Source organism: Pseudomonas citronellolis (assembly GCF_029335315.1).
In the GTDB taxonomy this organism is placed as follows: Bacteria; Pseudomonadota; Gammaproteobacteria; order Pseudomonadales; family Pseudomonadaceae; genus Pseudomonas; species Pseudomonas citronellolis_A.
This window is the reverse complement of sequence record NZ_JARJLT010000242.1, coordinates 1-20,135: the sequence shown is the minus strand read 5'-3', so window position 1 is coordinate 20,135 and position 20,135 is coordinate 1. Positions and strand designations below refer to the sequence as shown.

The 20,135-nt window shown below is 69.9% G+C and carries 21 protein-coding genes; 7 read left to right on the top strand and 14 right to left on the bottom strand.

Annotated elements, in window-relative coordinates:
* Positions 1–72: 72 nt before the first annotated feature.
* The gene (locus P3W75_RS18490; RefSeq protein WP_276228770.1) at positions 73–633 is read left to right on the top strand and encodes an HdeD family acid-resistance protein; all 561 of its coding nucleotides are present in this window, start codon (positions 73–75) and stop codon (positions 631–633) included.
* Entirely contained in the window at positions 626–799 is a 174-nt protein-coding gene (locus P3W75_RS18485) for a hypothetical protein (protein ID WP_276228769.1), read from the top strand. Before P3W75_RS18490 ends, P3W75_RS18485 begins: the two co-directional genes overlap by 8 nt.
* Before the next feature lies 1 nt (position 800).
* Here P3W75_RS18485 and P3W75_RS18480 read toward each other — a convergent pair whose 3' ends face one another.
* Together P3W75_RS18480 and P3W75_RS18475 are read right to left on the bottom strand one after the other, a co-directional pair.
* Positions 801–2,012: a YeeE/YedE family protein gene (locus tag P3W75_RS18480; RefSeq protein WP_276228768.1), complete on the bottom strand. Its 1,212-nt coding sequence runs from the start codon at positions 2,010–2,012 to the stop codon at positions 801–803.
* Between the two features lie 102 nt (positions 2,013–2,114).
* A complete protein-coding gene (locus P3W75_RS18475; RefSeq protein WP_276228767.1) occupies positions 2,115–3,575 on the bottom strand; it encodes a PLP-dependent aminotransferase family protein in 1,461 nt (486 codons plus the stop codon).
* Positions 3,576–3,693: 118 nt separating this feature from the next.
* Here P3W75_RS18475 and P3W75_RS18470 point away from each other — a divergent pair, with 118 nt between their 5' ends.
* The 3 genes from P3W75_RS18470 to P3W75_RS18460 all read left to right on the top strand — a co-directional run bounded on the left by P3W75_RS18470 (position 3,694) and on the right by P3W75_RS18460 (position 5,837).
* The gene (locus P3W75_RS18470) at positions 3,694–4,143 is read left to right on the top strand and encodes a GNAT family N-acetyltransferase (protein ID WP_276228766.1); all 450 of its coding nucleotides are present in this window, start codon (positions 3,694–3,696) and stop codon (positions 4,141–4,143) included.
* A gap of 13 nt (positions 4,144–4,156) precedes the next feature.
* On the top strand, positions 4,157–4,840 hold the full coding sequence (locus P3W75_RS18465; protein ID WP_276228765.1) for a GNAT family N-acetyltransferase: 684 nt from the start codon (positions 4,157–4,159) through the stop codon (positions 4,838–4,840).
* Positions 4,841–4,922: 82 nt separating this feature from the next.
* Positions 4,923–5,837, top strand: coding sequence for a D-hexose-6-phosphate mutarotase (locus P3W75_RS18460; RefSeq protein ID WP_276228764.1), 915 nt, complete (start codon positions 4,923–4,925; stop codon positions 5,835–5,837).
* 93 nt (positions 5,838–5,930) lie between these two features.
* On the opposite strand, the gene P3W75_RS18455 is transcribed toward P3W75_RS18460, so the two are convergent.
* The 4 genes from P3W75_RS18455 to purE all read right to left on the bottom strand — a co-directional run bounded on the left by P3W75_RS18455 (position 5,931) and on the right by purE (position 8,569).
* On the bottom strand, positions 5,931–6,473 hold the full coding sequence (locus P3W75_RS18455; protein WP_276228763.1) for a DUF3299 domain-containing protein: 543 nt from the start codon (positions 6,471–6,473) through the stop codon (positions 5,931–5,933).
* A 151-nt stretch (positions 6,474–6,624) separates the two neighbouring features.
* Complete coding sequence (locus P3W75_RS18450; RefSeq protein WP_276228762.1) at positions 6,625–6,870, bottom strand: GlsB/YeaQ/YmgE family stress response membrane protein; 246 nt, start codon at positions 6,868–6,870, stop codon at positions 6,625–6,627.
* Positions 6,871–6,983: 113 nt separating this feature from the next.
* Positions 6,984–8,069 carry a 5-(carboxyamino)imidazole ribonucleotide synthase gene (locus tag P3W75_RS18445; protein WP_276228761.1) on the bottom strand — a complete coding sequence of 362 codons (1,086 nt, stop codon included), beginning with the start codon at positions 8,067–8,069 and terminating at the stop codon, positions 6,984–6,986.
* An 8-nt stretch (positions 8,070–8,077) separates the two neighbouring features.
* The gene (purE, locus tag P3W75_RS18440) at positions 8,078–8,569 is read right to left on the bottom strand and encodes a 5-(carboxyamino)imidazole ribonucleotide mutase (RefSeq protein ID WP_276228760.1); all 492 of its coding nucleotides are present in this window, start codon (positions 8,567–8,569) and stop codon (positions 8,078–8,080) included.
* A 324-nt stretch (positions 8,570–8,893) separates the two neighbouring features.
* On the opposite strand from purE, the gene adhP reads away from it, so the two are divergent.
* Positions 8,894–9,931: an alcohol dehydrogenase AdhP gene (adhP, locus tag P3W75_RS18435; protein WP_276228759.1), complete on the top strand. Its 1,038-nt coding sequence runs from the start codon at positions 8,894–8,896 to the stop codon at positions 9,929–9,931.
* Positions 9,932–9,991: 60 nt separating this feature from the next.
* On the opposite strand, the gene P3W75_RS18430 is transcribed toward adhP, so the two are convergent.
* The 4 genes from P3W75_RS18430 to P3W75_RS18415 form a co-directional block, all read right to left on the bottom strand.
* The gene (locus tag P3W75_RS18430) at positions 9,992–12,409 is read right to left on the bottom strand and encodes a TonB-dependent siderophore receptor (protein ID WP_276228758.1); all 2,418 of its coding nucleotides are present in this window, start codon (positions 12,407–12,409) and stop codon (positions 9,992–9,994) included.
* A 113-nt stretch (positions 12,410–12,522) separates the two neighbouring features.
* Positions 12,523–13,518 (bottom strand): FecR family protein, encoded by a 996-nt coding sequence (locus P3W75_RS18425; RefSeq protein ID WP_276228757.1) that lies wholly within the window; start codon positions 13,516–13,518, stop codon positions 12,523–12,525.
* Positions 13,508–14,095, bottom strand: coding sequence for an RNA polymerase sigma factor (locus P3W75_RS18420; protein WP_276228756.1), 588 nt, complete (start codon positions 14,093–14,095; stop codon positions 13,508–13,510). Before P3W75_RS18420 ends, P3W75_RS18425 begins: the two co-directional genes overlap by 11 nt.
* 198 nt (positions 14,096–14,293) lie before the next feature.
* Positions 14,294–15,208 carry a LysR substrate-binding domain-containing protein gene (locus P3W75_RS18415; protein ID WP_276228755.1) on the bottom strand — a complete coding sequence of 305 codons (915 nt, stop codon included), beginning with the start codon at positions 15,206–15,208 and terminating at the stop codon, positions 14,294–14,296.
* Between the two features lie 221 nt (positions 15,209–15,429).
* Here P3W75_RS18415 and aspA point away from each other — a divergent pair, with 221 nt between their 5' ends.
* Positions 15,430–16,854 (top strand): aspartate ammonia-lyase, encoded by a 1,425-nt coding sequence (gene aspA, locus P3W75_RS18410; RefSeq protein WP_276228754.1) that lies wholly within the window; start codon positions 15,430–15,432, stop codon positions 16,852–16,854.
* Positions 16,855–17,221: 367 nt separating this feature from the next.
* Here aspA and P3W75_RS18405 read toward each other — a convergent pair whose 3' ends face one another.
* The 4 genes from P3W75_RS18405 to P3W75_RS18390 form a co-directional block, all read right to left on the bottom strand.
* Positions 17,222–17,521, bottom strand: a complete 300-nt coding sequence (locus P3W75_RS18405; protein WP_276228753.1) for a cell division protein ZapA — start codon at positions 17,519–17,521, stop codon at positions 17,222–17,224.
* Positions 17,518–17,748, bottom strand: coding sequence for a hypothetical protein (locus tag P3W75_RS18400; RefSeq protein WP_276228752.1), 231 nt, complete (start codon positions 17,746–17,748; stop codon positions 17,518–17,520). Before P3W75_RS18400 ends, P3W75_RS18405 begins: the two co-directional genes overlap by 4 nt.
* 235 nt (positions 17,749–17,983) lie before the next feature.
* Positions 17,984–18,757 (bottom strand): electron transfer flavoprotein subunit beta, encoded by a 774-nt coding sequence (locus P3W75_RS18395; protein ID WP_276228751.1) that lies wholly within the window; start codon positions 18,755–18,757, stop codon positions 17,984–17,986.
* Positions 18,758–18,883: 126 nt separating this feature from the next.
* Entirely contained in the window at positions 18,884–20,116 is a 1,233-nt protein-coding gene (locus P3W75_RS18390) for an electron transfer flavoprotein subunit alpha/FixB family protein (protein ID WP_276228750.1), read from the bottom strand.
* Between the last annotated feature and the right edge of the window lie 19 nt (positions 20,117–20,135).

The following is a 20,135-nucleotide window of genomic DNA, read 5'->3' as shown; positions in this document are numbered from 1 at the left end:
GGCTTTCTTTTTCGCTCCGGCCCTCTGGCGCAGGGCTGCTATGGTTTCTGGCGAACCCCGCTGGAGAAACCCATGAACGATCATCCCCTGTGGCAAGCCCTGGGCCGACACTGGAAATGGATCGCCCTGCGCGGCGTCGCCGCCGTGCTGTTCGGCGTGCTGGCCATCGCCTGGCCGGGCATCGCCCTTACCGTGCTGGTGATCGTCTGGGGCGCCTACGCCTTCGTCGACGGCCTGTTCACCCTGATCGCCGCGGCGAACATGCGCGAGTCGCAACGGCCGATCTGGCCGCTGTGGCTGGTCGGCGCGCTGGGCGTGCTGGCCGGGCTGGTGGCGTTCTTCTGGCCGCAACTGACCGCGCTCGGCCTGCTCATGCTGATCGCCGGCTGGGCGCTTGCCACCGGGGTGCTGCAGATCATCGCCGCGTTCCGCCTGCGCAAGAGCCTGGTCAACGAGTGGTGGCTGGGGCTGTCCGGGGCGCTGTCGGTGCTGTTCGGCGTGCTGATGATCGCCAATCCGGGTGCCGGGGCGGTCGCGGTGGTCTGGGTGATCGGCGCCTACGCGGTGTTCTTCGGCGTGCTGCTGATCATGCTCGCGCTGCGCCTGCGCAAGACCTCCACCTTCGATGCCTGAAGCCGCGCGTAACTGGTGCCTGTGGCGCCTGGACGACAACGGCAACCGCTTCGTCGTGCGCCGCGAACTGAGCCGCGAGGAAGCCGAGGCGCTGGCCCGCGACTACCAGGCGCGCGGGCACAAGCAGACCTACTGGGCCGAGCGCGAACCGCGCCCGGCCACTTGAGTCAGCAGCCGGTCAGGCGTTCTTCCACGCGTTCGGCGGGGAAGAAGATGGGGCGCAGGCGCACGCCCAGGGCGTTGCCGAAGAACGCGGCGACCAGCCACAGCCAGCCGTGCAGGCTGCCCGAGGCGATGCCGCTGAAGTACGCGCCGATGTTGCAGCCGTAGGCCAGGCGCGCACCGTAGCCCAGCAGCAGGCCGCCGATCATCGCCGCCAGCAGCGAGCGTGCGGGAATCTTCAGGCTTGGCGCGAAGCGCCCGGCGAAGCCGGCGGCCAGTAGCGCGCCGAGCATGATGCCGAAGTCCATGACACTGGTGATGTCCTGCCACACCGGCGCGGCCAGTGCCTTGGCGTTGGCCTCGACCTGCCAGAAACCCCACTCGTGTACCGCGACGCCCAGGCCCTCGAAGGCCTTGGCGCCCCACAGGGCGAAGGCCGAGGTGATGCCCCAGGGGCGCCCGGCCAGGGCCAGGGTGGCGAAGTTCAGCAGCGCCAGCGCCACCGCGCCCCAGACCAGCGGCCAGGGCCCGCGCAGCAAGCGGCCGAAGCCATGCACGCCGTCGCTGCCGATCAGTTCCAGCACGCCATGGCGACGGCGCTCCAGCACCACACTGATGGCGGCGATGCCGGCGAACAGCGCCAGGCTCACGGCCAGCGCCGGGAACAGCCCGAGGGACTGCACCAGGGAAGTCGGCGGCAGCGACGGCAGGGCGAACCACCAGCCGATGTGCTGGGTGGCGACCACCGAGCCGATGATGAAGAACAGCAGGGTCACCAGCATCCGCGCGTTGCCGCCGCCGACGGTGAACAGGGTGCCGGAAGCGCAGCCGCCGCCCAGCTGCATGCCGATGCCGAAGATGAAGGCGCCGAACACCACCGAGACCCCGGCCGGCGACACCAGGCCCTTCACCGGCTCGCCGAACAGCGTGCCGGCCGCCAGCGCCGGGAAGAACAGCAGCACCGCCAGCGCCAGCATCACCATCTGCGCGCGCAGGCCGGCGCCCCGGCGTTCGCGGATGAACACCCGCCAGGCCGAGGTGAAGCCGAAGGCGGCGTGGTAGAGGGTCAGGCCCAGCGCGCCGCCGACCAGGAACAGCACGGCCTGGCGGCCGCTGACCGCCTGGGCGAGGAACAGCGCGCCGAGCAGCAGCAGGCCGGCGGCGATGAGAGGGGCGCCGAACTGGCGTTCGGGCGTGGCCGGGATGGCGAGGCTCATATCAACTCCTCGGAGGACGTTTTTCGAAGGGACGGCATTTTAGGGATGCCACCCCGCAGCGCCAACTGAGGATAGCTTCCAAGCTCATAGCCGACGGTTCTATCACCCTCGGCGCCAGGCCTTGCGCAGGCAGGCCAGGGCCTCGGCGATGCGCGCCTCGGGCACGGCGGCGAAGCCCATGACCAGGCCGGCGCGCTCGTCCGGGGGCTCGCGGGATTCCGGCAGCCAGTAGTCGCTCAGCGCGTTGACCTCCACCCCGGCCTGCAGCGCGCGCTCCACCAGCCAGCGCTCGCGCTCGCGGCTCTCCACCCGCACGCACAGGTGCAGCCCCGCCTCCACCGTCGGCATCGGCGCGCAGCCGGGCACCTCGGGCCAGCCGCGCAGCAGGGCGTCGCGTCGCGCGCGGGCGGCCCGGCGCATGCGCCGCACATGGCGCTGGAAATGCCCTTCGGCGATGAAGTCGGCCATCACCCGCTGGGTGCCGACCTCCGAATGCCGCACGTCCAGGGCGCGGCGCCGGGAAAAGGCCTCGGCCAGGCCCGGCGGCACCACCAGGTAACCCAGGCGCAGCGCCGGGAAGGCGATCTTGCAGAAGGTGCCGACGTAGAGCACGCGGTCCTGCCGGTCCAGCGCCGCCAGGGGCATCAGCGGGGTACCGGCGTAGCGGTACTCGCCATCGTAGTCGTCCTCGACTATCCAGCCGCCGCTGCGTTCGGCCCACTCCAGCAGCGCCAGGCGCCGCGCCAGCGACAGGGTGACGCCGGTGGGGTACTGGTGCGACGGGGTGACGTAGACCAGCCGGCAGCCCGGCAGCTCGCGCAGCTGCTCGGTGCGCAAGCCGTCGGCGTCCACTGCCACGCCGTGCAGGCGCGCGCCGGCGGTGGCGAAGGCGTGGCCGGCGGCGCGGTAGCCGGGGTTCTCGATGGCCACGCCGTCGCCCTCGGCGAGCAGCACCTGGGCGCACAGGGCGATGGCCTGCTGCGCACCGCTGGTGACGATCACCTGCCCCGCTTCGCAATGCAGGCCGCGCGCGCTGCGCAGGTAGGCGGCGATCAGCTCGCGCAGGCGCCATTCGCCGGCGGCGTCGCCATAGCCCAGGCAGTCGGCCGGCGGGTCGCGCCAGAAACGCGCCTGCAGACGCGCCCAGGTCTCGAAGGGGAACAGGTCGAAGGCCGGCACGCCCACCCGGAACGCCCGTGGCGCGCCGCTCGGCGGCTTGGGCAGGTGGTGCCGCTGGAGACGCTCCAGGGACGCCACTTCCGGCGCCTTGCCGGGCAGCGGCAGCGGCGCGCTGCGCGGCTGCACGCGCTCGGCGACGTAGGTGCCATCGCCCGTGCGGCCCTCGATGTAGCCTTCGGCGTAGAGCTGCTCGTAGGCGCGCACCACGGTGTTGCGCGACACCCCGAGGGCGGCGGCCAGGTCGCGGCTGGCCGGCAGCCGCGAGCGGGCGCCGAGGCGGCCGTCGAGGATACGCTCGCGCAGCGCCTGGAACAGTTGCAGGCCCAGGCCCTTGCCGGGGTCGAGGCGGATGCCGGAGGGATCGAAGGGCAAGGGGGCGTTCATCGCGGGCTCCGGAAATGGACCTTTTGATTGGACCTTTCAATTGGAGCATGAATGGCTCTTTTGCGGAACCAATTCCCGAACTAGTCTGCATCCAGACCACTCGCACAAAGGCCACACCATGACCGCATCGCTCGACATCCGCCTCGTCAGCGCGGACGACCACGCCGCCTGGCTGCCCCTCTGGCAGGGCTACCAGCGCTTCTACAAGACCAGCATCGACGAGGCCACCAGCGCCCTGACCTGGCAACGCTTCCTCGACCCCGCCGAGCCCATGCACGCCGCGCTGGCCTGGCGCGATGGCGAGGCGGTGGGCATGGTCCACTACATCTTCCACCGCTCCTGCTGGACCCAGGGCGACTACGTCTACCTGCAGGACCTGTACGTCCACGAAGGCCTGCGCGGCGGCGGCGTCGGCCGTGAGCTGATCGAGCACGTCTACGCCGCGGCGCGCGCCGCCGGCGCCTCGCGGGTGCACTGGCTGACCCACGAGAGCAACACCGACGCCATGCACCTGTACGACCGGATCGCCGACCGCTCCGGCTTCGTCCAGTACCGCAAGATTCTCTGACCGGAGCGCCGCCATGACCGATTCGCACCCCGTCCTGCACTGGCAGCCGGTGCCCGCCCCCGCGCGGGAAACCCTGGAAGGCCGCTACCTGCAACTGGAACCGCTGGACGCCGCGCGCCACGCCGACGACCTCTGGGACGCGCTGCAGGGCCCGGAATCCGACGCGCTGCTGTGGGACTACCTGCCCTACGGCCCCTTCCCCGAGCGCGCGAGCTTCGACGCCTGGATCGCCGCCAACGCGGCCAGCGCCGACCCGCAGTTCTACGCCGTGCGCGAGCGCAGCAGCGGCCGCGTGACCGGCCTGCTGAGCTTCCTGCGGATCACCCCGAAGGACGGGGTGATCGAGATCGGCCACATCGCCTTCGGCCGCGTGATGCAGCGCAGCCCGGCGTCCACCGAGGCGGTCTACCTGCTCGCCCGGCGCGCCTTCGAGCTGGGCTACCGGCGCCTGGAGTGGAAGTGCAACTCGCGCAACGCCCGCTCGATGCGCGCCGCCGAGCGCCTGGGGTTCGTCTACGAGGGCACCTTCCGCCAGCACATGGTGGTCAAGGACCAGAACCGCGACAGCGCCTGGTTCTCCATCCTCGACAGCGAATGGGCACCGCGCCGGGCGGCCTTCGAGGCCTGGCTGGAACCGGCCAACTTCGCCGCCGACGGCCGCCAGAAGCGCGGCCTGGAAAGCCTGCGCCAGGGCTGAAAAAAGCAACTTCGGGGAACTGCCCGGCCGCCAGGGGATCGGTGATACTGAATCCTTTCCCCTTGCTGTGCCGGAGGCCCCCATGAGCAGCCCATACACCACCCCCCGCGTCGAACAGACGACCATCGACGAGCTGCCCTGCTGGCGTATCCACACCGAATTCGGCGAAGCGCTGGTGGCCCAGCAGGGCGCCCAGCTGCTCAGCTACCAGCCCCACGAGCAGCCGCCGCTGGTGTGGCTCAGCGAACAGGCCGGATACCGTCACGGCCAGTCCGTGCGCGGCGGCGCGCCGGTGTGCTGGCCGTGGTTCGGCGACCTGACGCGCAACCCGGTGCAGGTGCGCACCGAATACCAGGGCGAGCAGCCGCCGGCCCACGGCCTGGTACGCGGCGTGGACTGGCAGCTGGAAGACATCGCCGACGAACAGGGCGCGCTGGCCGTGCACTGGAAATTCGACGCCCGCCACGGCCTGCCCGGCTGGCCACACGCCGCCGAACTGAGCCTGGTGATGCGCTTCGGCGAGCGCCTGGGCCTGGAGCTGACCACCCGCAACCTCGGCGACAAACCCCTGGCCCTGAGCCAGGCGCTGCACACCTACTTCGCCGTCAGCGACGCCCGCCAGGTGAGCATCGACGGCCTGCAGGGCTGCCGCTACATCGAGACCCTGGAGAACTGGGAAGAGCGCCGCCAGGACGGCGTGGTGCGCATCCAGGGCGAGACCGACCGCATCTACCTGGACGTCGACCGCCCGCTGGTGATCCGCGACCCGCAGTGGAACCGCGGCATCCACATCGCCGCCAGCCACTCGCGCTCGGCGGTGGTGTGGAACCCCTGGGTGGACAAGTCGCAGCGCCTCTCGCAATTCGCCGACGACGCCTGGCAGCGCATGCTGTGCATCGAGACGGCGCGGGTGTGGGACGACGTACTGAGCGTGGCGCCGGGGCGCAGCGAGACGATGAGCGTGGAGATCTGGAGCGAGGCCCTGGAAAACCCGTAGGGCGAATAACCATTCGCGGTTATCCGCCGTTCGCCGAATCGGCGGATAACGCCGGTGGCGTTATGCGCCCTACGGAGCTTGTGCTGCGCGCTGCTAGAGGTCGCTCTCCTGCACCGCGCGCACCTTGGCGTCGTCCATGGCGTAGGCGGCGTCGGCCATCTCGTTGCTGACCTTCTCGACCTTCAGCTTGCCGGTCACCCACAGCGGGCTGTAGATGTCGGCGATCTTGATGCCCTTGGGGTAGCGCACCAGCACGATCTGGTTCGGCGGCGGCGGCGGCACGTGGATGCAGGCGCCCGGGTAAGGCACCAGGAAGAACTCGGTGACGCGGCCCTTGGCGTCGTTCTCCAGCGGCACCGGGTAGCCGCCCAGGCGGATCTGCTTGCCGTCGAGGCTGGCCACGGTCTTGGTCGAGAACATCACCTGCGGCAGCTTGCCCTTCTGCTTCAGGCCACCATTCTTCTGGGTGAAGGTGCCGGCGGCTTCCGGGCTGTTGTGGTCGATTTCCGGCATCTCTTCCAGCGCCTTGCGGTCGCTGGGCGGCATCAATTGCAGCCAGTCGGTTTCAGGGATGTCGGCGGCATGGGCCAGGCCGGTGAGCAGCGCGAAGCTGCAGGCGAGCAGGGTACGGCGCATGAAAGGCACTCTCGGGCGCCGCGGCGGGCGACCAGGCAGGAAAATGTGGCGCACCGCCCGCCCGGGCCGGGCGAGCGGAAATCGGCGCACATTCTTCGGGATCGCCGGGCAAATGACCAGCGCCAGGCGCCGTCCGGCGCGGCGCGTCGCCTCAGTTTTTCTTCAGCAGACCGTAGATCACCAGCAGGATCACCGCGCCGACCACCGCGCCGATGAAGCCGGCCGCCTGCCCGGCCTGGTAGATGCCCACGGCCTGGCCGCCATAGGTGGCCAGCAGCGAGCCGCCGATGCCGATCAGGATGGTCATGATCCAGCCCATGCTGTCGTCACCCGGCTTCAGAAAGCGGGCGATGAGGCCGACGATAAGACCGATGACGATGGTTCCGATGAAGCCCATGGCTTTCCCTCCTGTGGGTGGACGCGCCAACCGGCGAGCCCTTTGTCTGACAGTGTAGGAAAGCTTGGCGTTCCGCGCGGCCGCCCGCCATGAGAGACGGGCGGCCGGGGATGTCAGCCCTTGCTGATAAGGGCTTCGACTTCGCCGATACGCGCCTTGAGGGTCGCGAGGTCGGCGCTGCGCAGGGTGGCATGGCCGACCTTGCGCCCGGCCTTGAAGGCCTTGCCGTAGTGGTGCAGGTGGCAGTCGGCGATGCTCAGCACTTCGGCCACCGGCGGCACTTCGCCGATGAAGTTGAGCATGGCGCTCTCGCCGACCTTGGCGGTGGAGCCCAGCGGCAGCCCGGCGATCGCCCGCAGGTGGTTCTCGAACTGGCTGCACTCGGAGCCTTCGATGGTCCAGTGCCCGGAGTTGTGTACGCGCGGGGCGATCTCGTTGGCCTTCAGGCCGCCGTCCACCTCGAAGAACTCGAAGGCCAGCACGCCGACGTAGTCGAGCTCGCCCAGCACGCGGCCGACGTAGTCCTCGGCCAGCGCCTGCAGCGGGTGGTCGGTGCTGGCCACGGAGAGGCGCAGGATGCCGTTCTCGTGGGTGTTGTGCACCAGCGGGTAGAAGCGCGTCTCGCCGTCGCGGGCGCGTACCGCCACCAGCGAGACTTCGCCGGTGAAGGGCACGAAGCCTTCGAGGATGCACGGCACGCTGCCCAGTTCGGCGAAGGCGCCGGTCACGTCCTCGGGCTTGCGCAGGACCTTCTGGCCCTTGCCGTCGTAGCCCAGGGTGCGGGTCTTGAGCACCGCCGGCAGGCCGATGCTGGCCGCGGCGGCGTCGAGGTCGGCCTGGGACTGGATGTCGGCGAAGGCCGGGGTGGGGATGCCCAGGTCCTTGAACATCGACTTCTCGAACCAGCGGTCACGGGCGATGCGCAGCGCGTTGGCCGACGGGTACACCGGGACGAACTGGGAGAGAAAGGCCACGGTCTCGGCCGGCACGCTCTCGAACTCGAAGGTCACCAGGTCCACTTCGTCGGCCAGCTGGCGCAGGTGTTCCTGGTCGCCGTAGTCGGCGCGGATGTGCTCGCCCAGGGCCTGGGCGCAGGCGTCCGGCGCCGGATCCAGGAAGGCGAAGTCCATGCCCAGCGGGGTTCCCGCCAGGGACAGCATGCGGCCCAGCTGGCCGCCACCGATGACACCGATCTTCATGGTTCTGCTCAGGCCTCGCGGGGGTCGGGGTTGTCCAGCACCGATTCGGTCTGGGCGCTGCGGAACTGCTTCAGCGCGTCGTGGTACTGCGGGTGCTTGCCACCGAGGATGCTCGCCGCCAGCAGCGCGGCGTTGATCGCGCCGGCCTTGCCGATGGCCAGGGTGGCGACCGGGATGCCGCCGGGCATCTGCACGATGGACAGCAGCGAGTCGACGCCGGAGAGCATGGACGACTGCACCGGTACGCCGAGCACCGGCAGGTGGGTCTTGGCCGCGCACATGCCCGGCAGGTGGGCGGCGCCGCCGGCACCGGCGATGATCACCTCGATGCCACGGCCCTCGGCCTCTTCGGCGTACTGGAACAGCAGGTCCGGGGTGCGGTGGGCGGAAACCACCTTCACTTCATGGGGGATGCCCAGCTTTTCCAGCATGTCCGCGGTGTGACTCAGGGTGCTCCAATCGGACTTGGAACCCATGATCACGCCAACCAGTACGCTCATCGTCGTGCCTCTTGGTGGTGCGCCGGCCGGCGCGTCAAAAACCAACAAGCCACGCGTTCGGAGACCGGGCGTGGCTTGTACATGGACGAACCGACGAGCGGGGCCGGTTCGGAGGCGGCGCAGTATACCGCAAGGCCGCGCCATTCGTGGAGCCCGCGCGCGGCCGTTGGGCGGCTGCTACCAAGGGCTGCTACCAAGGGATGAGACGACTCGCTCTTGCTCCAGCTCAATATCGCCTAGGCTCAAGGGTCCAGACTGGTCCGAACCCGCGGCGCAGACCGGCTTTCGCCCGCCCCCGTTCGTTTGCACAAGGAGAGCCCCAGCATGTCCACGACCCTGCCCAAGACCATGAAAGCCGCGGTGGTCCACGCCTTCGGCGAACCGCTGCGCCTGGAAGAAGTGAAGGTGCCGCTGCCCGGCCCCGGCCAGGTGCTGGTGAAGATCGAGGCGTCCGGCGTCTGCCACACCGACCTGCACGCCGCCGAGGGCGACTGGCCGGTGAAGCCGAGCCTGCCGTTCATTCCCGGCCACGAGGGCGTCGGCTACGTCGCCGCGGTGGGTGCCGGGGTGACCCGGGTGAAGGAAGGCGACCGCGTCGGCGTGCCCTGGCTGTATACCGCCTGCGGTTGCTGCGAACACTGCCTGACCGGCTGGGAAACCCTCTGCAAGAGCCAGCAGAACACCGGTTATTCGGTGAACGGCGGCTACGCCGAATACGTGCTGGCCGACCCGAACTACGTCGGCATCCTGCCCAGGAACGTCGGCTTCACCGAGATCGCGCCGATCCTCTGCGCCGGCGTCACCGTGTACAAGGCACTGAAGGAAACCAAGGCGCGCCCCGGCCAGTGGGTGGTGATCTCCGGTATCGGCGGCCTCGGCCACGTGGCGGTGCAGTACGCCAAGGCCATGGGCCTGCACGTGGCGGCGGTCGACGTGGACGACGCCAAGCTGGAGCTGGCGCGCAAGCTCGGCGCCAGCCTGACGGTCAACGCGAAGAAGGAAAACCCGGTGGAGGTGCTCCAGCGCGACATCGGCGGCGCCCACGGCGTGGTGGTGACGGCGGTGTCCAACAGCGCCTTCGGCCAGGCCATCGGCATGGCCCGGCGCGGCGGCACGGTGTCGCTGGTCGGCCTGCCGCCGGGCGACTTCCCCACGCCGATCTTCGACGTGGTGCTCAAGGGCCTGCACATCACCGGTTCCATCGTCGGCACCCGCGCCGACCTGCAGGAGGCGCTGGACTTCGCCGGCGAGGGCCTGGTGAAGGCCACGGTGAGCGCGGGCAAGCTGGAAGACATCAACGCCATTCTCGACCGGATGCGCGCCGGGCAGATCGAGGGGCGGATCGTGGTGGAGATGTCCTGAGGAGAGAGCGATCCCGGCTGCGCCTGGCTTTTGCAGGAGCGAGCTTGCTCGCTCCTACCCTCAGAACTCCAGGGTGGTGGAGACCTCGAACTGCCGCGGCTCGCCCACGGCGACGTAGTACTTGTTCGCCGCCGACGGGTAGTACTCGCGGTTGAACAGGTTCTTCACGTTGAACTGCAGGCCGACCTTGTGCCCGCCCAGCTGGGTGTCGTAGCTGGCGAAGGCGTCCGCCACCGTGTACGACGGCAGCTCGAAGGAGTTGGCCGGGTCGCCCGCGCGCTTGCCGACGTAGCGGGCGCCGCTGCCCAGGCGCAGCCTGTCGCCGCCGAACAGGCTGCCGGCGTCGTACACCGCCGACAGCGAGGCGGTTTGCTTGGCCACGTTCTGCAGGCGGTTGCCTTCCAGCTCCGGGTCCTCGGTCACTTCGGCGTCCAGCCAGGCGTAGCTGCCGAGCAGGCTCCAGCGCTCGCTCAGCTGGCCGGCCAGGTCCAGTTCGGCGCCGTAGCTGCGGACCTTGCCGGCGGTGCGCACCACGGTGTCGCCATTGCTGTCGAGCTGGTTGACCATGACGTTGCGCTTGCGGATGTCGAAGAACGCCAGGTTGCCGCTGATACACCCCGGAATGTCCATTTTTGCGCCGATCTCCCAGGAACTGGCTTCCTCAGGCTTGATCGCCGAGTCGATCACCTGGCCGGTGGACAGCGGCGCGATGGTCGAGTTGGGCTTGAACGAGCGGGTGTAGCTGCCGTACAGCGAGAACTGGTCGTCGATGCGGTACACCACGCCGCCGCGCGGCACCCACTTCTGCCCGTTGAGGTCGGTGTTGGCCTGGAACGGCCGGCCGCGCCCGGCGTACTGGTCGAACATCTGGTAGCGCCCCCCGGCGACCAGGATCCAGTGCTCGTCCAGGTGCCAGGAGTCCTGCAGGAACAGCGAGTCGCTGCGCAGCTTGTCGGTCTGGTCGCTCTCGCTGGCGCTGACCTGGGTGGCCGGCGACACCGTGCCGTAGACCGGGTCGTTGTAGTCCAGGGTGTTGGTCCTGGTGCTGCGGATCAGGTCGGCGCGGAAGATCTTGCGCTTCTCGCTGTCCGCGCCGAACACCAGCTCGTGGCGAAAGCCGCCCAGCTGCAGGTCGCCGAGCAGCGAGGCGGTGGCGAAGCTGTCGCTGCTCACCGCGCCGTGGGTGCCGTCGACGCGCCGGGTGACGGTGCCGGCGTCGCTGTTCACGGCGGTCACGCGGGCCTGGTTGTCGTCATAGGTCTCGCGGGTCCAGCCGTAGGCCAGGTTGGCCTTCCACTGCTCATCGAGCTGGTGGTCGATGTCCAGGCGGGTCAGGTCGGAGCGGCCTTCGGTGATGTTGAACGGCTCGTCCAGGCGCCGGGTGCGCGGGATGTCCAGCGGCTTGTTGGTCTTCGGGTCGATGGCCGTGCCACGGTCGAAGGGCGTCTTGAACTCGCGGTGCTCGTAGCTGAGGGTGACGGTGGTGGCGTCGCCGAACCAGGCCAGCGAGGGCGCCACCAGGGTTTCGCGCTGCTGGCCGAAGTCGCGCCAGTAGTTCTCGTCCTGGTGGTCGATGATCAGCCGGTAGGCCAGCGGCGTGTCGCCGATGCCGCCGGTGCTGTCGATCTGCGCGCCGCTGCCCTGCTTGCCATGGGCGTAGGTGTTGCCGCGCAGGGTCACGGCGTTGTACTGCGCCAGCTGCGGCTTCTTGCTCACCACGTTGACCACCCCGCCCGGGTCCTGGATGCCGTACAGCAGCGAGGCCGGGCCCTTGAGCACTTCGACGTGGTCGGCGCTGGCGGTGAGGTTGCGGCCGAGGATCGACGGCAGGCCGTCGCGCATGATCGAGCCGTCGCGGTTGTCGCCGAAGCCGCGCTTCATCACCGCGTCCTGGGTGCCGCCGAGGGTGTTGGCCTGGGTCACGCCGCTGACGTTGTTCAGGGCGTCGTCGAGGTTGCGCGGCTGCTGGTCGCGCAGCGCCTGGGCCGGCACCGTGACGATGCTCTGCGGGGTCTCCATCAGCGCGGTGCCGGCGCGGTTGATCGAGCTGTACGGCGCCGGCTGGTAGCCCTGTTCGGCGGCGGCCTGGGCCGAAACGGTGGTGGCGCCGAGGCTGAGGGCGTCGGCGGGAACGCGTTCGAGGGTCACGCTGCGCCCGTCCAGCGGGCGGAAGCGCAGGCCGGAGCCGGCCAGCAGGCGCTCCAGGGCCTCGGCGGCGCTGTACTGGCCGCGCACGGCCGGCGCCTGCAGGGCATAGGGCGCGTCCTCGGTGTAGACCACGCTGAGCCCGGTGACCCGGCTGAACTCGCTGAGCGCCTGGGGCAATGGCTGCGCGGCCAGGGTGAAGGCGTAGCGCGACGCCAGGGTCGCGGCGGCCGGCTCGGCGGCCTGCGCCGGCAGGTTCGCGGCGCCGGCCAGGGCGCCGAGCAGGGCGAGGGTCAGGGGCTTCAGGGTGGTGCGGGGACGCTGCGCTGTCATGGGCTTCTCGGGACTCGAAGGGCGGATTGCGACTGCGAATAAATCGCATTCATGCCCACTACACGGAGCAGCCCCGCCGGTACCTCAGTGCCCGGCGCAAATTTTTTCGCGGCTCAGCGGATCAGCACGAAACGCCCGAGCAGATGCTGCTGGCGGAAGCCCACCACCGCCTGCAGCGAATCCAGCGCCGCCTGCGGATCATGGCTGGGGAAGCTGCCACTGACCCGACGCTGCGCCAGTTCGTCGTCGAGCAGCAGGATGCGCCCCGGGTACCAGGGCGCCAGGCGCTCCAGCACTTCGCCCAGGGGCGCGCGGTAGAAGGTCAGCCAACCCTGGCGCCAGGCCAGCGCAGCGCGGCTGTCGGCGGCCTCCGGGGTACCCAGGGCGCTGTCGAAGGCCACCCGCTCGCCGGCGCCCAGCACCGCTTCCGGCGCACCCACGGCCTGGCTGGCGCGCACCGCGACGCGGCCCTCGGCCACGGTGACGCGGGCCTGCCGCTCCAGGCGGCGGACTTCGAATTCGGTGCCCAGCACCCGCGCTTCGCCCTCGCCCACCCGCACCACGAAGGGCTTGGCCAGGTGCCTGACCGCGAACGAGGCGGCGCCGCGCAGCAGATCGACACGGCGCTGCTCGCCGTCCAGGGACACGGCCACGGCGCTGTCGGCGTCGAGGGTCAGGGTCGAGCCATCGGCCAGGGACACCACGCGGACCTCGCCCGGCGCGCTCACGTAGTCGGCGGAGAGGTCGGTGTACCAGCGCCCCGGTTGCCACCAGCCGCCGGCCCAGAGCATCAGCAGCAGGCAGGCGGCGCTGGCCAGCGGGTAGAGCCAGGCGCGCGGGTTGCGCCGCGCCACGCGTGGCGCCGGCGTGTTCATGGCGTCGAGGTAGGCCTGCAGGGTGTCGCCCTCCTCCGCCGCCAGGCGCCGCGCCGGGCCTTCACTGAGGCGCCAGAGGGCTTCGGCTTCGGCGTAGGCCTCGGCGTGTTCCGTGGCCTCGTCCAGCCAACGGCGCAGCGCCCCGGCATCCGCCTCGCCGCCGTGCACGCGCGCCAGCCACAGGCGCGCCTGGCGCCGGGCGTCGGCCGGGAGGGTCGGGGTGTCAGGCGTCATGGCGTGGGGCTCCGCTGCGGGCGGCCGGTGCGGCGGGCGCAAGGCTCGCCTTGCAGGCATCGAGGGCGCGCATCATATGTTTTTCCACGGCGCTGCGGGTAACCCCCATGGCGTCGGCGATCTCGCCGTAGGTGCGGCCGTGCACGCGGCTGAGCAGGAACACCTGGCGGGTGCGTTCGGGCAACGCGCGCAGCGCCGCCTCGACCCGCTCCAGCTCGGCGCCGGCCTGCACGGCCTGTTCCGGAGAGGGCTGCGCTTCGTCCTCGTCGGGCAGCAGCACGCTCAGGGTGCGGCCCCGGGAATCCTCGCCGCGCAGGTGGTCGATGGCCAGGTTGCGCGCGCTGCGCAGCAGGTAGGTGCCCAGCTCCTCCACCGGTGCCTGAGGGCGCTTCCAGAAGCGCAGGAACAGCTCCTGGACCAGGTCCGCCGCGGTGGCCCGGCACCCCACGCGGCGCCGCACCAGGGCCTCCATGCGCGGCCGCTGGCTGAGGAACACGCGCAGGAAGTCCTCGCGCCGCGCGCTTTCGCCGGGCGCCGCCGGCTCGCTGGAGCGCGCGGGGGACTCGTGGTCGGACATGGGGCTGCGGGCTCGCCAGCGGTCCGCGCCGGAACCGGCGCGAGGGGAAGACCCTGGAAAGACCGCAAATGATAATGCTTATCAAATAAGCAGGATAGCCCCGATCGTCCGCGCCTCGGGGCCTGTTCACGATCTCGCGAACCAGCGCAGGACCAGGCAGATACAGGCGAGCGCGCGCAGCAGATCGTGGAAAGGTTCTCAGGCGGTCTCGCCCAGGCCCAGGCCACCCTCCAGCTTGCGCCAGAGCAGGCGGATCTGCGCCTTGCGCACCAGCGCGCAGCGGTACAGGCGGATTTCCTGCGGCACCACCCAGTGCGGGCCGCCGCACACCGCCAGCTCGCCGCGCGCCAGCTCCGCCTCCATGCTCAGGCGCGGCACCCAGGCCACGCCCATGCCCTGCATGGCCATGCTCTTCAGGCTGTCGGCCATGGCCGTCTCGTAGACCGTGGTGTAGCGCAGGTTGCGCTGGCGCAGCAGCAGGTTGACCCCGCGCCCGAGGAAGGCGCCGGCGCTGTAGGCCAGCAGTGGCACGCTCTGGCCGCTGTCGAGGTCGTACAGCGGCAGGCCGGCGGAGTTCACCGCGCACACCGGCAGCATCTCGGTGCGGCCCAGGTGCAGCGAGGGGAACACTTCCGGGTCCATCTGCAGCGCGGCGTCCGGGTCGTAGAACGCCAGCATCAGGTCGCAGCCGCCCTCGCGCAGCAGGTGCACGGCCTCGCCGACGTTGGTCGCCACCAGGCGGCTGGCGATGTTCAGGCCCTCGGCGCGCAGCCGGGCGATCCACGCCGGGAAGAAGCCCAGCGCCAGGGAGTGCGCGGCGGCGAACTGCAGCACCTCGCCCTGCCCGCCTTCCAGGTGGTGCAGATGGCGCACCACCTGGCCGAGCTGCTCGACCACCGCGCGCGCGGTGACCAGGAACAGCTGGCCGGCCTCGGTCAGCTCGATGGGCGTGCGCTGGCGGTTCACCAGGGTCAGCCCGAGGGCGTCCTCCAGGCTGCGGATGCGCCGGCTGAACGCCGGCTGGGTGACGAAGCGCTTTTCCGCCGCCTGGGAGAAGCTGCGGGTGGTGGCCAGGGTGCTGAAGTCCTCCAGCCATTTGGTTTCCAGGTTCACGTCGTCTCCTCCCGGCGCGGCGGGATGGGGTTGATCGATCGGTCAGAGATGACCGGGCGCGCGTAGCACGGCCACACGCTCGCCGTCATCAGGTGGTCACAGAATACATTATGCCGTTTGTGCATGAGGCAGCTTCCAACAGCATTGGCCGACGATCGGCGAAATCCCTAGTCTACCGGGCATCGCGGCGCTGGCCGTGTCCTCCTGAGAAAACTCTCATCATGTCCCCTGTTGCATCGTTCCGCATCGAGAAAGACCTCCTCGGCACCCTCGAAGTACCTTCTGACGCCTACTACGGCATCCAGACCCTGCGCGCTGTGAACAACTTCCGCCTTTCCGGTGTGCCGCTGTCGCACTACCCGAAGCTGGTCGTCGCCCTGGCGATGGTCAAGCAGGCCGCGGCCGATGCGAACCACAAGCTGGGCCACCTGCCCAGCGACAAACACGCCGCCATCAGCGAAGCCTGCGCTCGCCTGATCCGCGGTGACTTCCACGACCAGTTCGTGGTCGACATGATCCAGGGTGGCGCCGGTACTTCCACCAACATGAACGCCAACGAAGTGATCGCCAACATCGCCCTCGAAGCGATGGGTCACGCCAAGGGCGAGTACAAGTACCTGCACCCGAACAACGACGTGAACATGGCGCAGTCGACCAACGACGCGTACCCGACCGCCATCCGCCTGGGCCTGCTGCTCGGCCACGACTCGCTGCTGGCCAGCCTCGACAGCCTGATCCAGGCCTTCGCCGCCAAGGGCGTGGAGTTCGCCAGCGTACTGAAGATGGGCCGCACCCAGCTGCAGGACGCGGTGCCCATGACCCTCGGCCAGGAATTCCACGCCTTCGCCACCACCCTCGGCGAAGACCTCGACCGCCTGCGCCGCCTGGCCCCGGAACTGCTGACCGAAGTGAACCTCGGCGGCACCGCCATCGGCACCGGCATCAACGCCGACCCCGGCTACCAGCACCTGGCCGTCCAGCGCCTGGCGGCCATCAGCGGCCAGCCGGTGGTCCCGGCCGCCGACCTGATCGAAGCCACCTCGGACATGGGCGCCTTCGTGCTGTTCTCCGGCATGCTCAAGCGCACCGCGGTCAAGTTGTCGAAGATCTGCAACGACCTGCGCCTGCTCTCCAGTGGCCCGCGCACCGGCATCAACGAGATCAACCTGCCGGCGCGCCAGCCGGGCAGCTCGATCATGCCGGGCAAGGTCAACCCGGTGATCCCCGAGGCGGTCAACATGGTCGCCTTCGAGATCATGGGCAACGACCTGGCCCTGACCATCGCCGCCGAAGGCGGCCAGCTGCAGCTGAACGTGATGGAGCCGCTGATCGCCTACAAGATCTTCGACTCGATCCGCCTGCTGCAACGCGCCATGGACATGCTGCGCGAGCACTGCATCACCGGCATCACCGCCAACGTCGAGCGCTGCCACCAGCTGGTGGAGCACAGCATCGGCCTGGTGACCGCGCTGAACCCGTACATCGGCTACGAGAACGCCACCCGCATCGCCAAGGTGGCGCTGGAAACCGGCCGCGGCGTCCTGGAGCTGGTACGCGAGGAACAGCTGCTGGACGAGGCCACCCTGGCCGACATCCTGCGCCCGGAGAACATGATCGCTCCGCGCCTGATCCCGCTGCGCGCCTGATGTACCGCCCGGCGCGAGCCGGGCACGACTCACCGGTCGAGGGGCAGTACCCGCCTCTCACCCTTCAGGGATGGGTTATCCCCCGTCCCTTCTTTTATGCCCGGCGCGACGGGTTTACCCGCAGCGCCACGTCTCACCGGTCGAGAGGATATTCAGCCCTCTCTCCATTCATAGGGACACCACGGTTTGTGGTGTCCCTTTTTTTTCGTCCGGGGTTTGAGGGCGAAGCGATCCGTAGGGCGGATAACCGTTCGCGGTTATCCGCCGCACAGGCGTTGATTTGCGGAGCCACGGCCGGCCTGGGGAATGGCGGATAACGCCTGGGGCGTTATCCGCCCTACGTCGGGTGGCGGAGCGCGGAAGGGGCTCAGTCCTGCGACTGCAGGTGCGCGCGGATGCGGCGGTTGAGCGCCGCCAGGCGCTCCACCGCGCGCGCTTCGTCTTCTTCGGCGTCCTCGCGCGGCGCCAGCTGGCGCGCGCAGAGGTTCAGGGCGCTGAGCAGCAACAGTTCGTTGCTGGTGACGTAGGGGAACTTCTGCTTGCTGGCGGTGATCTCTGCCTGCAGCAGGGCGGCGGCTTCCTGCAACGCATGTTCCTCGCCGGCCGGCGCCTTGATGCTGTACTCGCGGCCGAGGATGCGCAGGACGCGCACGCCGTCCTTGTTCATGCGCTGGCGCGGCTGTCGCTGACGCGGCGGACCAGGGCCTGCAGGCGCACGGCGGTGGCGTTGTGCTTCTCTTCCTGCTCCATCATCTGCAGTTGCAGGGCGTCGTTGTCTTCGCCGGCCTTGCCCAGGCTTTCGCGCAGTTGGGCGTTGTCGTCGGCCAGTTGCTTGTTCTGCTGCAGCAGCTCAGCCACCAGTTGTTCGAGCTGTTCGATAGTGCTGTCGAGCATGGGAGTCTCCGAGGCCGTGGTAAAGGTCGCGGAGGATAAAGAAAAGTCGTCGCTGCGGCCAGGAAAATGCGGGCTTTTCTGACGGAAAGTATGCTGTCAATTCAATGGCTTAGACTCGTATTTTCGTGTCGTTTCAGCGACTTGGCGGCGATCGCCATGGCCGCCTTCGACGCAGGCGCGCGCCCTGCGCGCGAATCGCGGGCGCGGCCCGCCCCTACGGGGCGATGGAAGCCGCTCAGCGAATCACGCCCTCTTCGCGCAGCAGCTTGAAGATGGCCTCGGCGCCGGCTTCCGGCGAGAGGTCCTTGAGCACCTGGCCAGTGCCGCCGGAGGCCTTGGCGGTGGCGGCCTTCATGCGTTCGGCGCCGGTCTTCGCCTTGATCACCTTGAGCCGCTTGGGCCGTGGGCGCGCCGGTTGCAGGCTGGCGGCGGCGAGCAGGTCGTCCTCCACCACCTCCACTTCATGGGCCTCGATGAAGCCGCGCCGCGCCGGGCCGAAGGCGCTCTGGCGCGCCACCGGAGCGGCGTTGTCGACGCTGGCGACGAACGGCAGGCGCACCTTCAGCCGACGCCGTTGGCCGCGCGGCAAGGCCTGCAGCACCTGGGCGCTGCCACCCTCGACCGCCTCCACCTCGGCCAGGCCCACCACCAGCGGCCAGCCCAGGCGTTCGGCGAGCAGGAACGGCAGCATGCCCGAGCCCTCGCCAGTCTCGGCCTGGCTGCCGGTGAGCACCAGTTGCGCACCGGCGCCGTCGAGGTAGTCGACCAGCGCCGGCAGGGCATCGGCGCCGGCCGGTTGTTCCAGCACCGCCAGCTCGTCCAGGCCCATGCCCAGGTAGCTGCGCAGCGCCTCTTCCTGCGGGTTGCCGGCATGCAGCACCTGCAGGCGCTTGCCGGCCAGGCGCAGGCCGAGTTCGACCGCGCGGGCGTCCTGCTCGGCGCGGCGAGCGCGGCCGGAGGACGGGTGGGCGCCGATGGAGACCAGGGCGACGATGTTCAGGTCGGTCATGATGGGTTCTCTACGCCGTGGTTACAGAGTCACTGGGTTCCCGCGTGCGCGGGAATGACGGGGTTTGCCACGTGCCTTGTCTCCAGCATCGTCACCCCCGCGAACGCGGGGGCCCGGCGCCTTGCGTCAGGCCGCATCGCGCGCGCCTCCCTGGCGATACTCCTCGGCCAGACGGATCAGCGCCTGGAGGATCGCCGTGGAATCGCCGATCACCGACAGGTCGGCACGTTTGATCATGTCGCAGCCGGGGTCCATGTTCACCGCCACCACCTTGTCGCAGGCGCCGATGCCCTGCAGGTGCTGGATGGCGCCGGAGATGCCGACAGCGAGGTAGACCCGCGCGGTGACCCAGGTGCCGGTGGCGCCGACCTGGCGGTTACGCGGCATGTGCCCGTCGTCCACCGCCACCCGCGAGGCGCCTTCGGTGGCACCGAGGGCCACGGCGGCGCGGTGGAACAGGTCCCAGTCCTTCACGCCGTTGCCGCCGGAAAGGATGAATTCGGCCTCGGCCATGGGGATTCGCGCCGGGTCCACGGCCACCGGGCCGAGGTCCTCGATGCGCGGCAGATTGCGCGCGACCTTGGCGTCCAGGCTGAGCGGGCGGGCTTCGTGGCGGGTCTCGCTGACCGGCTCGGCGCACTCGGCGGCGGCCAGGATCAACCGCGCCAGCGGCCGTTGCAGGTCTTGCTGGCCGGCGCCGGCACGGCCCACGCAGCGTTCGCCTTCGGCCTGCCAGACGCGGGTGGCCGGGCGCTCGCCAAGGCTGGCGGCCAGGCGCCGGCCCAGCTCGCCGCCGCCCGTGCGGCTGTCCGGCAGCAGCCAGTGGCGCGGGGCGAACTGGCCGTCCACCGCGCGCAGCGCCAGCACCCGTTGTTCGGGGGCATAGCCGTCGTATTCGTCACCGTCGAGTTGCAGCAGGCGATCGACGCCGGCGGTGTCGAAGGCGCTTTCCTTGTGTTCGCCGAAGACGATGGCCAGCACCGCGCCGTCGCTGCCGGCGAGCTTGCGGGCCAGGCCCAGCAGGTCGCGGTCGTGGCTGGAGAGGCGGCCGCCGACCATGTCCGGCACCACGGCGATGTGGAAGGCCGGCTGCTCGATCACCTGCAGCGGCAGCTGTACCACGTCCGGCGCGCTGGAGCGCTTGCCGCCGCCGCCCTGCTGGCCGCCGGAGCGGTCGATGCGGCGGAGGCCGTTGGGGCCGATGAAGCCGACCGCGTGGGGGTTCTTGCGGACCAGGCCGTTGGGGCCCATCCAGCGCGCCTCACCGCCCTGGGCGGACTGCATGGCCGCGTGCAGCGGGTGCAGGCGGTTGCGGGCGATCCACTCGGCGCGTGGGTCGCGGCGGATGATGTCGCTCATGCTCGGGTCTCCAGCGGGC

Excerpts from the sequence above, each read along its gene's own strand:
- P3W75_RS18490 (WP_276228770.1), top strand. The coding sequence starts at position 73 with ATGAACGATCATCCCCTGTGGCAAGCCCTGGGCCGACACTGGAAATGG.
- P3W75_RS18485 (WP_276228769.1), top strand. The coding sequence starts at position 626 with ATGCCTGAAGCCGCGCGTAACTGGTGCCTGTGGCGCCTGGACGACAAC.
- P3W75_RS18480 (WP_276228768.1), bottom strand. The coding sequence starts at position 2,012 with ATGAGCCTCGCCATCCCGGCCACGCCCGAACGCCAGTTCGGCGCCCCT.
- P3W75_RS18475 (WP_276228767.1), bottom strand. The coding sequence starts at position 3,575 with ATGAACGCCCCCTTGCCCTTCGATCCCTCCGGCATCCGCCTCGACCCC.
- P3W75_RS18470 (WP_276228766.1), top strand. The coding sequence starts at position 3,694 with ATGACCGCATCGCTCGACATCCGCCTCGTCAGCGCGGACGACCACGCC.
- P3W75_RS18465 (WP_276228765.1), top strand. The coding sequence starts at position 4,157 with ATGACCGATTCGCACCCCGTCCTGCACTGGCAGCCGGTGCCCGCCCCC.
- P3W75_RS18460 (WP_276228764.1), top strand. The coding sequence starts at position 4,923 with ATGAGCAGCCCATACACCACCCCCCGCGTCGAACAGACGACCATCGAC.
- P3W75_RS18455 (WP_276228763.1), bottom strand. The coding sequence starts at position 6,473 with ATGCGCCGTACCCTGCTCGCCTGCAGCTTCGCGCTGCTCACCGGCCTG.
- P3W75_RS18450 (WP_276228762.1), bottom strand. The coding sequence starts at position 6,870 with ATGGGCTTCATCGGAACCATCGTCATCGGTCTTATCGTCGGCCTCATC.
- P3W75_RS18445 (WP_276228761.1), bottom strand. The coding sequence starts at position 8,069 with ATGAAGATCGGTGTCATCGGTGGCGGCCAGCTGGGCCGCATGCTGTCC.
- purE (WP_276228760.1), bottom strand. The coding sequence starts at position 8,569 with ATGAGCGTACTGGTTGGCGTGATCATGGGTTCCAAGTCCGATTGGAGC.
- adhP (WP_276228759.1), top strand. The coding sequence starts at position 8,894 with ATGTCCACGACCCTGCCCAAGACCATGAAAGCCGCGGTGGTCCACGCC.
- P3W75_RS18430 (WP_276228758.1), bottom strand. The coding sequence starts at position 12,409 with ATGACAGCGCAGCGTCCCCGCACCACCCTGAAGCCCCTGACCCTCGCC.
- P3W75_RS18425 (WP_276228757.1), bottom strand. The coding sequence starts at position 13,518 with ATGACGCCTGACACCCCGACCCTCCCGGCCGACGCCCGGCGCCAGGCG.
- P3W75_RS18420 (WP_276228756.1), bottom strand. The coding sequence starts at position 14,095 with ATGTCCGACCACGAGTCCCCCGCGCGCTCCAGCGAGCCGGCGGCGCCC.
- aspA (WP_276228754.1), top strand. The coding sequence starts at position 15,430 with ATGTCCCCTGTTGCATCGTTCCGCATCGAGAAAGACCTCCTCGGCACC.
- P3W75_RS18405 (WP_276228753.1), bottom strand. The coding sequence starts at position 17,521 with ATGAACAAGGACGGCGTGCGCGTCCTGCGCATCCTCGGCCGCGAGTAC.
- P3W75_RS18400 (WP_276228752.1), bottom strand. The coding sequence starts at position 17,748 with ATGCTCGACAGCACTATCGAACAGCTCGAACAACTGGTGGCTGAGCTG.
- P3W75_RS18395 (WP_276228751.1), bottom strand. The coding sequence starts at position 18,757 with ATGACCGACCTGAACATCGTCGCCCTGGTCTCCATCGGCGCCCACCCG.
- P3W75_RS18390 (WP_276228750.1), bottom strand. The coding sequence starts at position 20,116 with ATGAGCGACATCATCCGCCGCGACCCACGCGCCGAGTGGATCGCCCGC.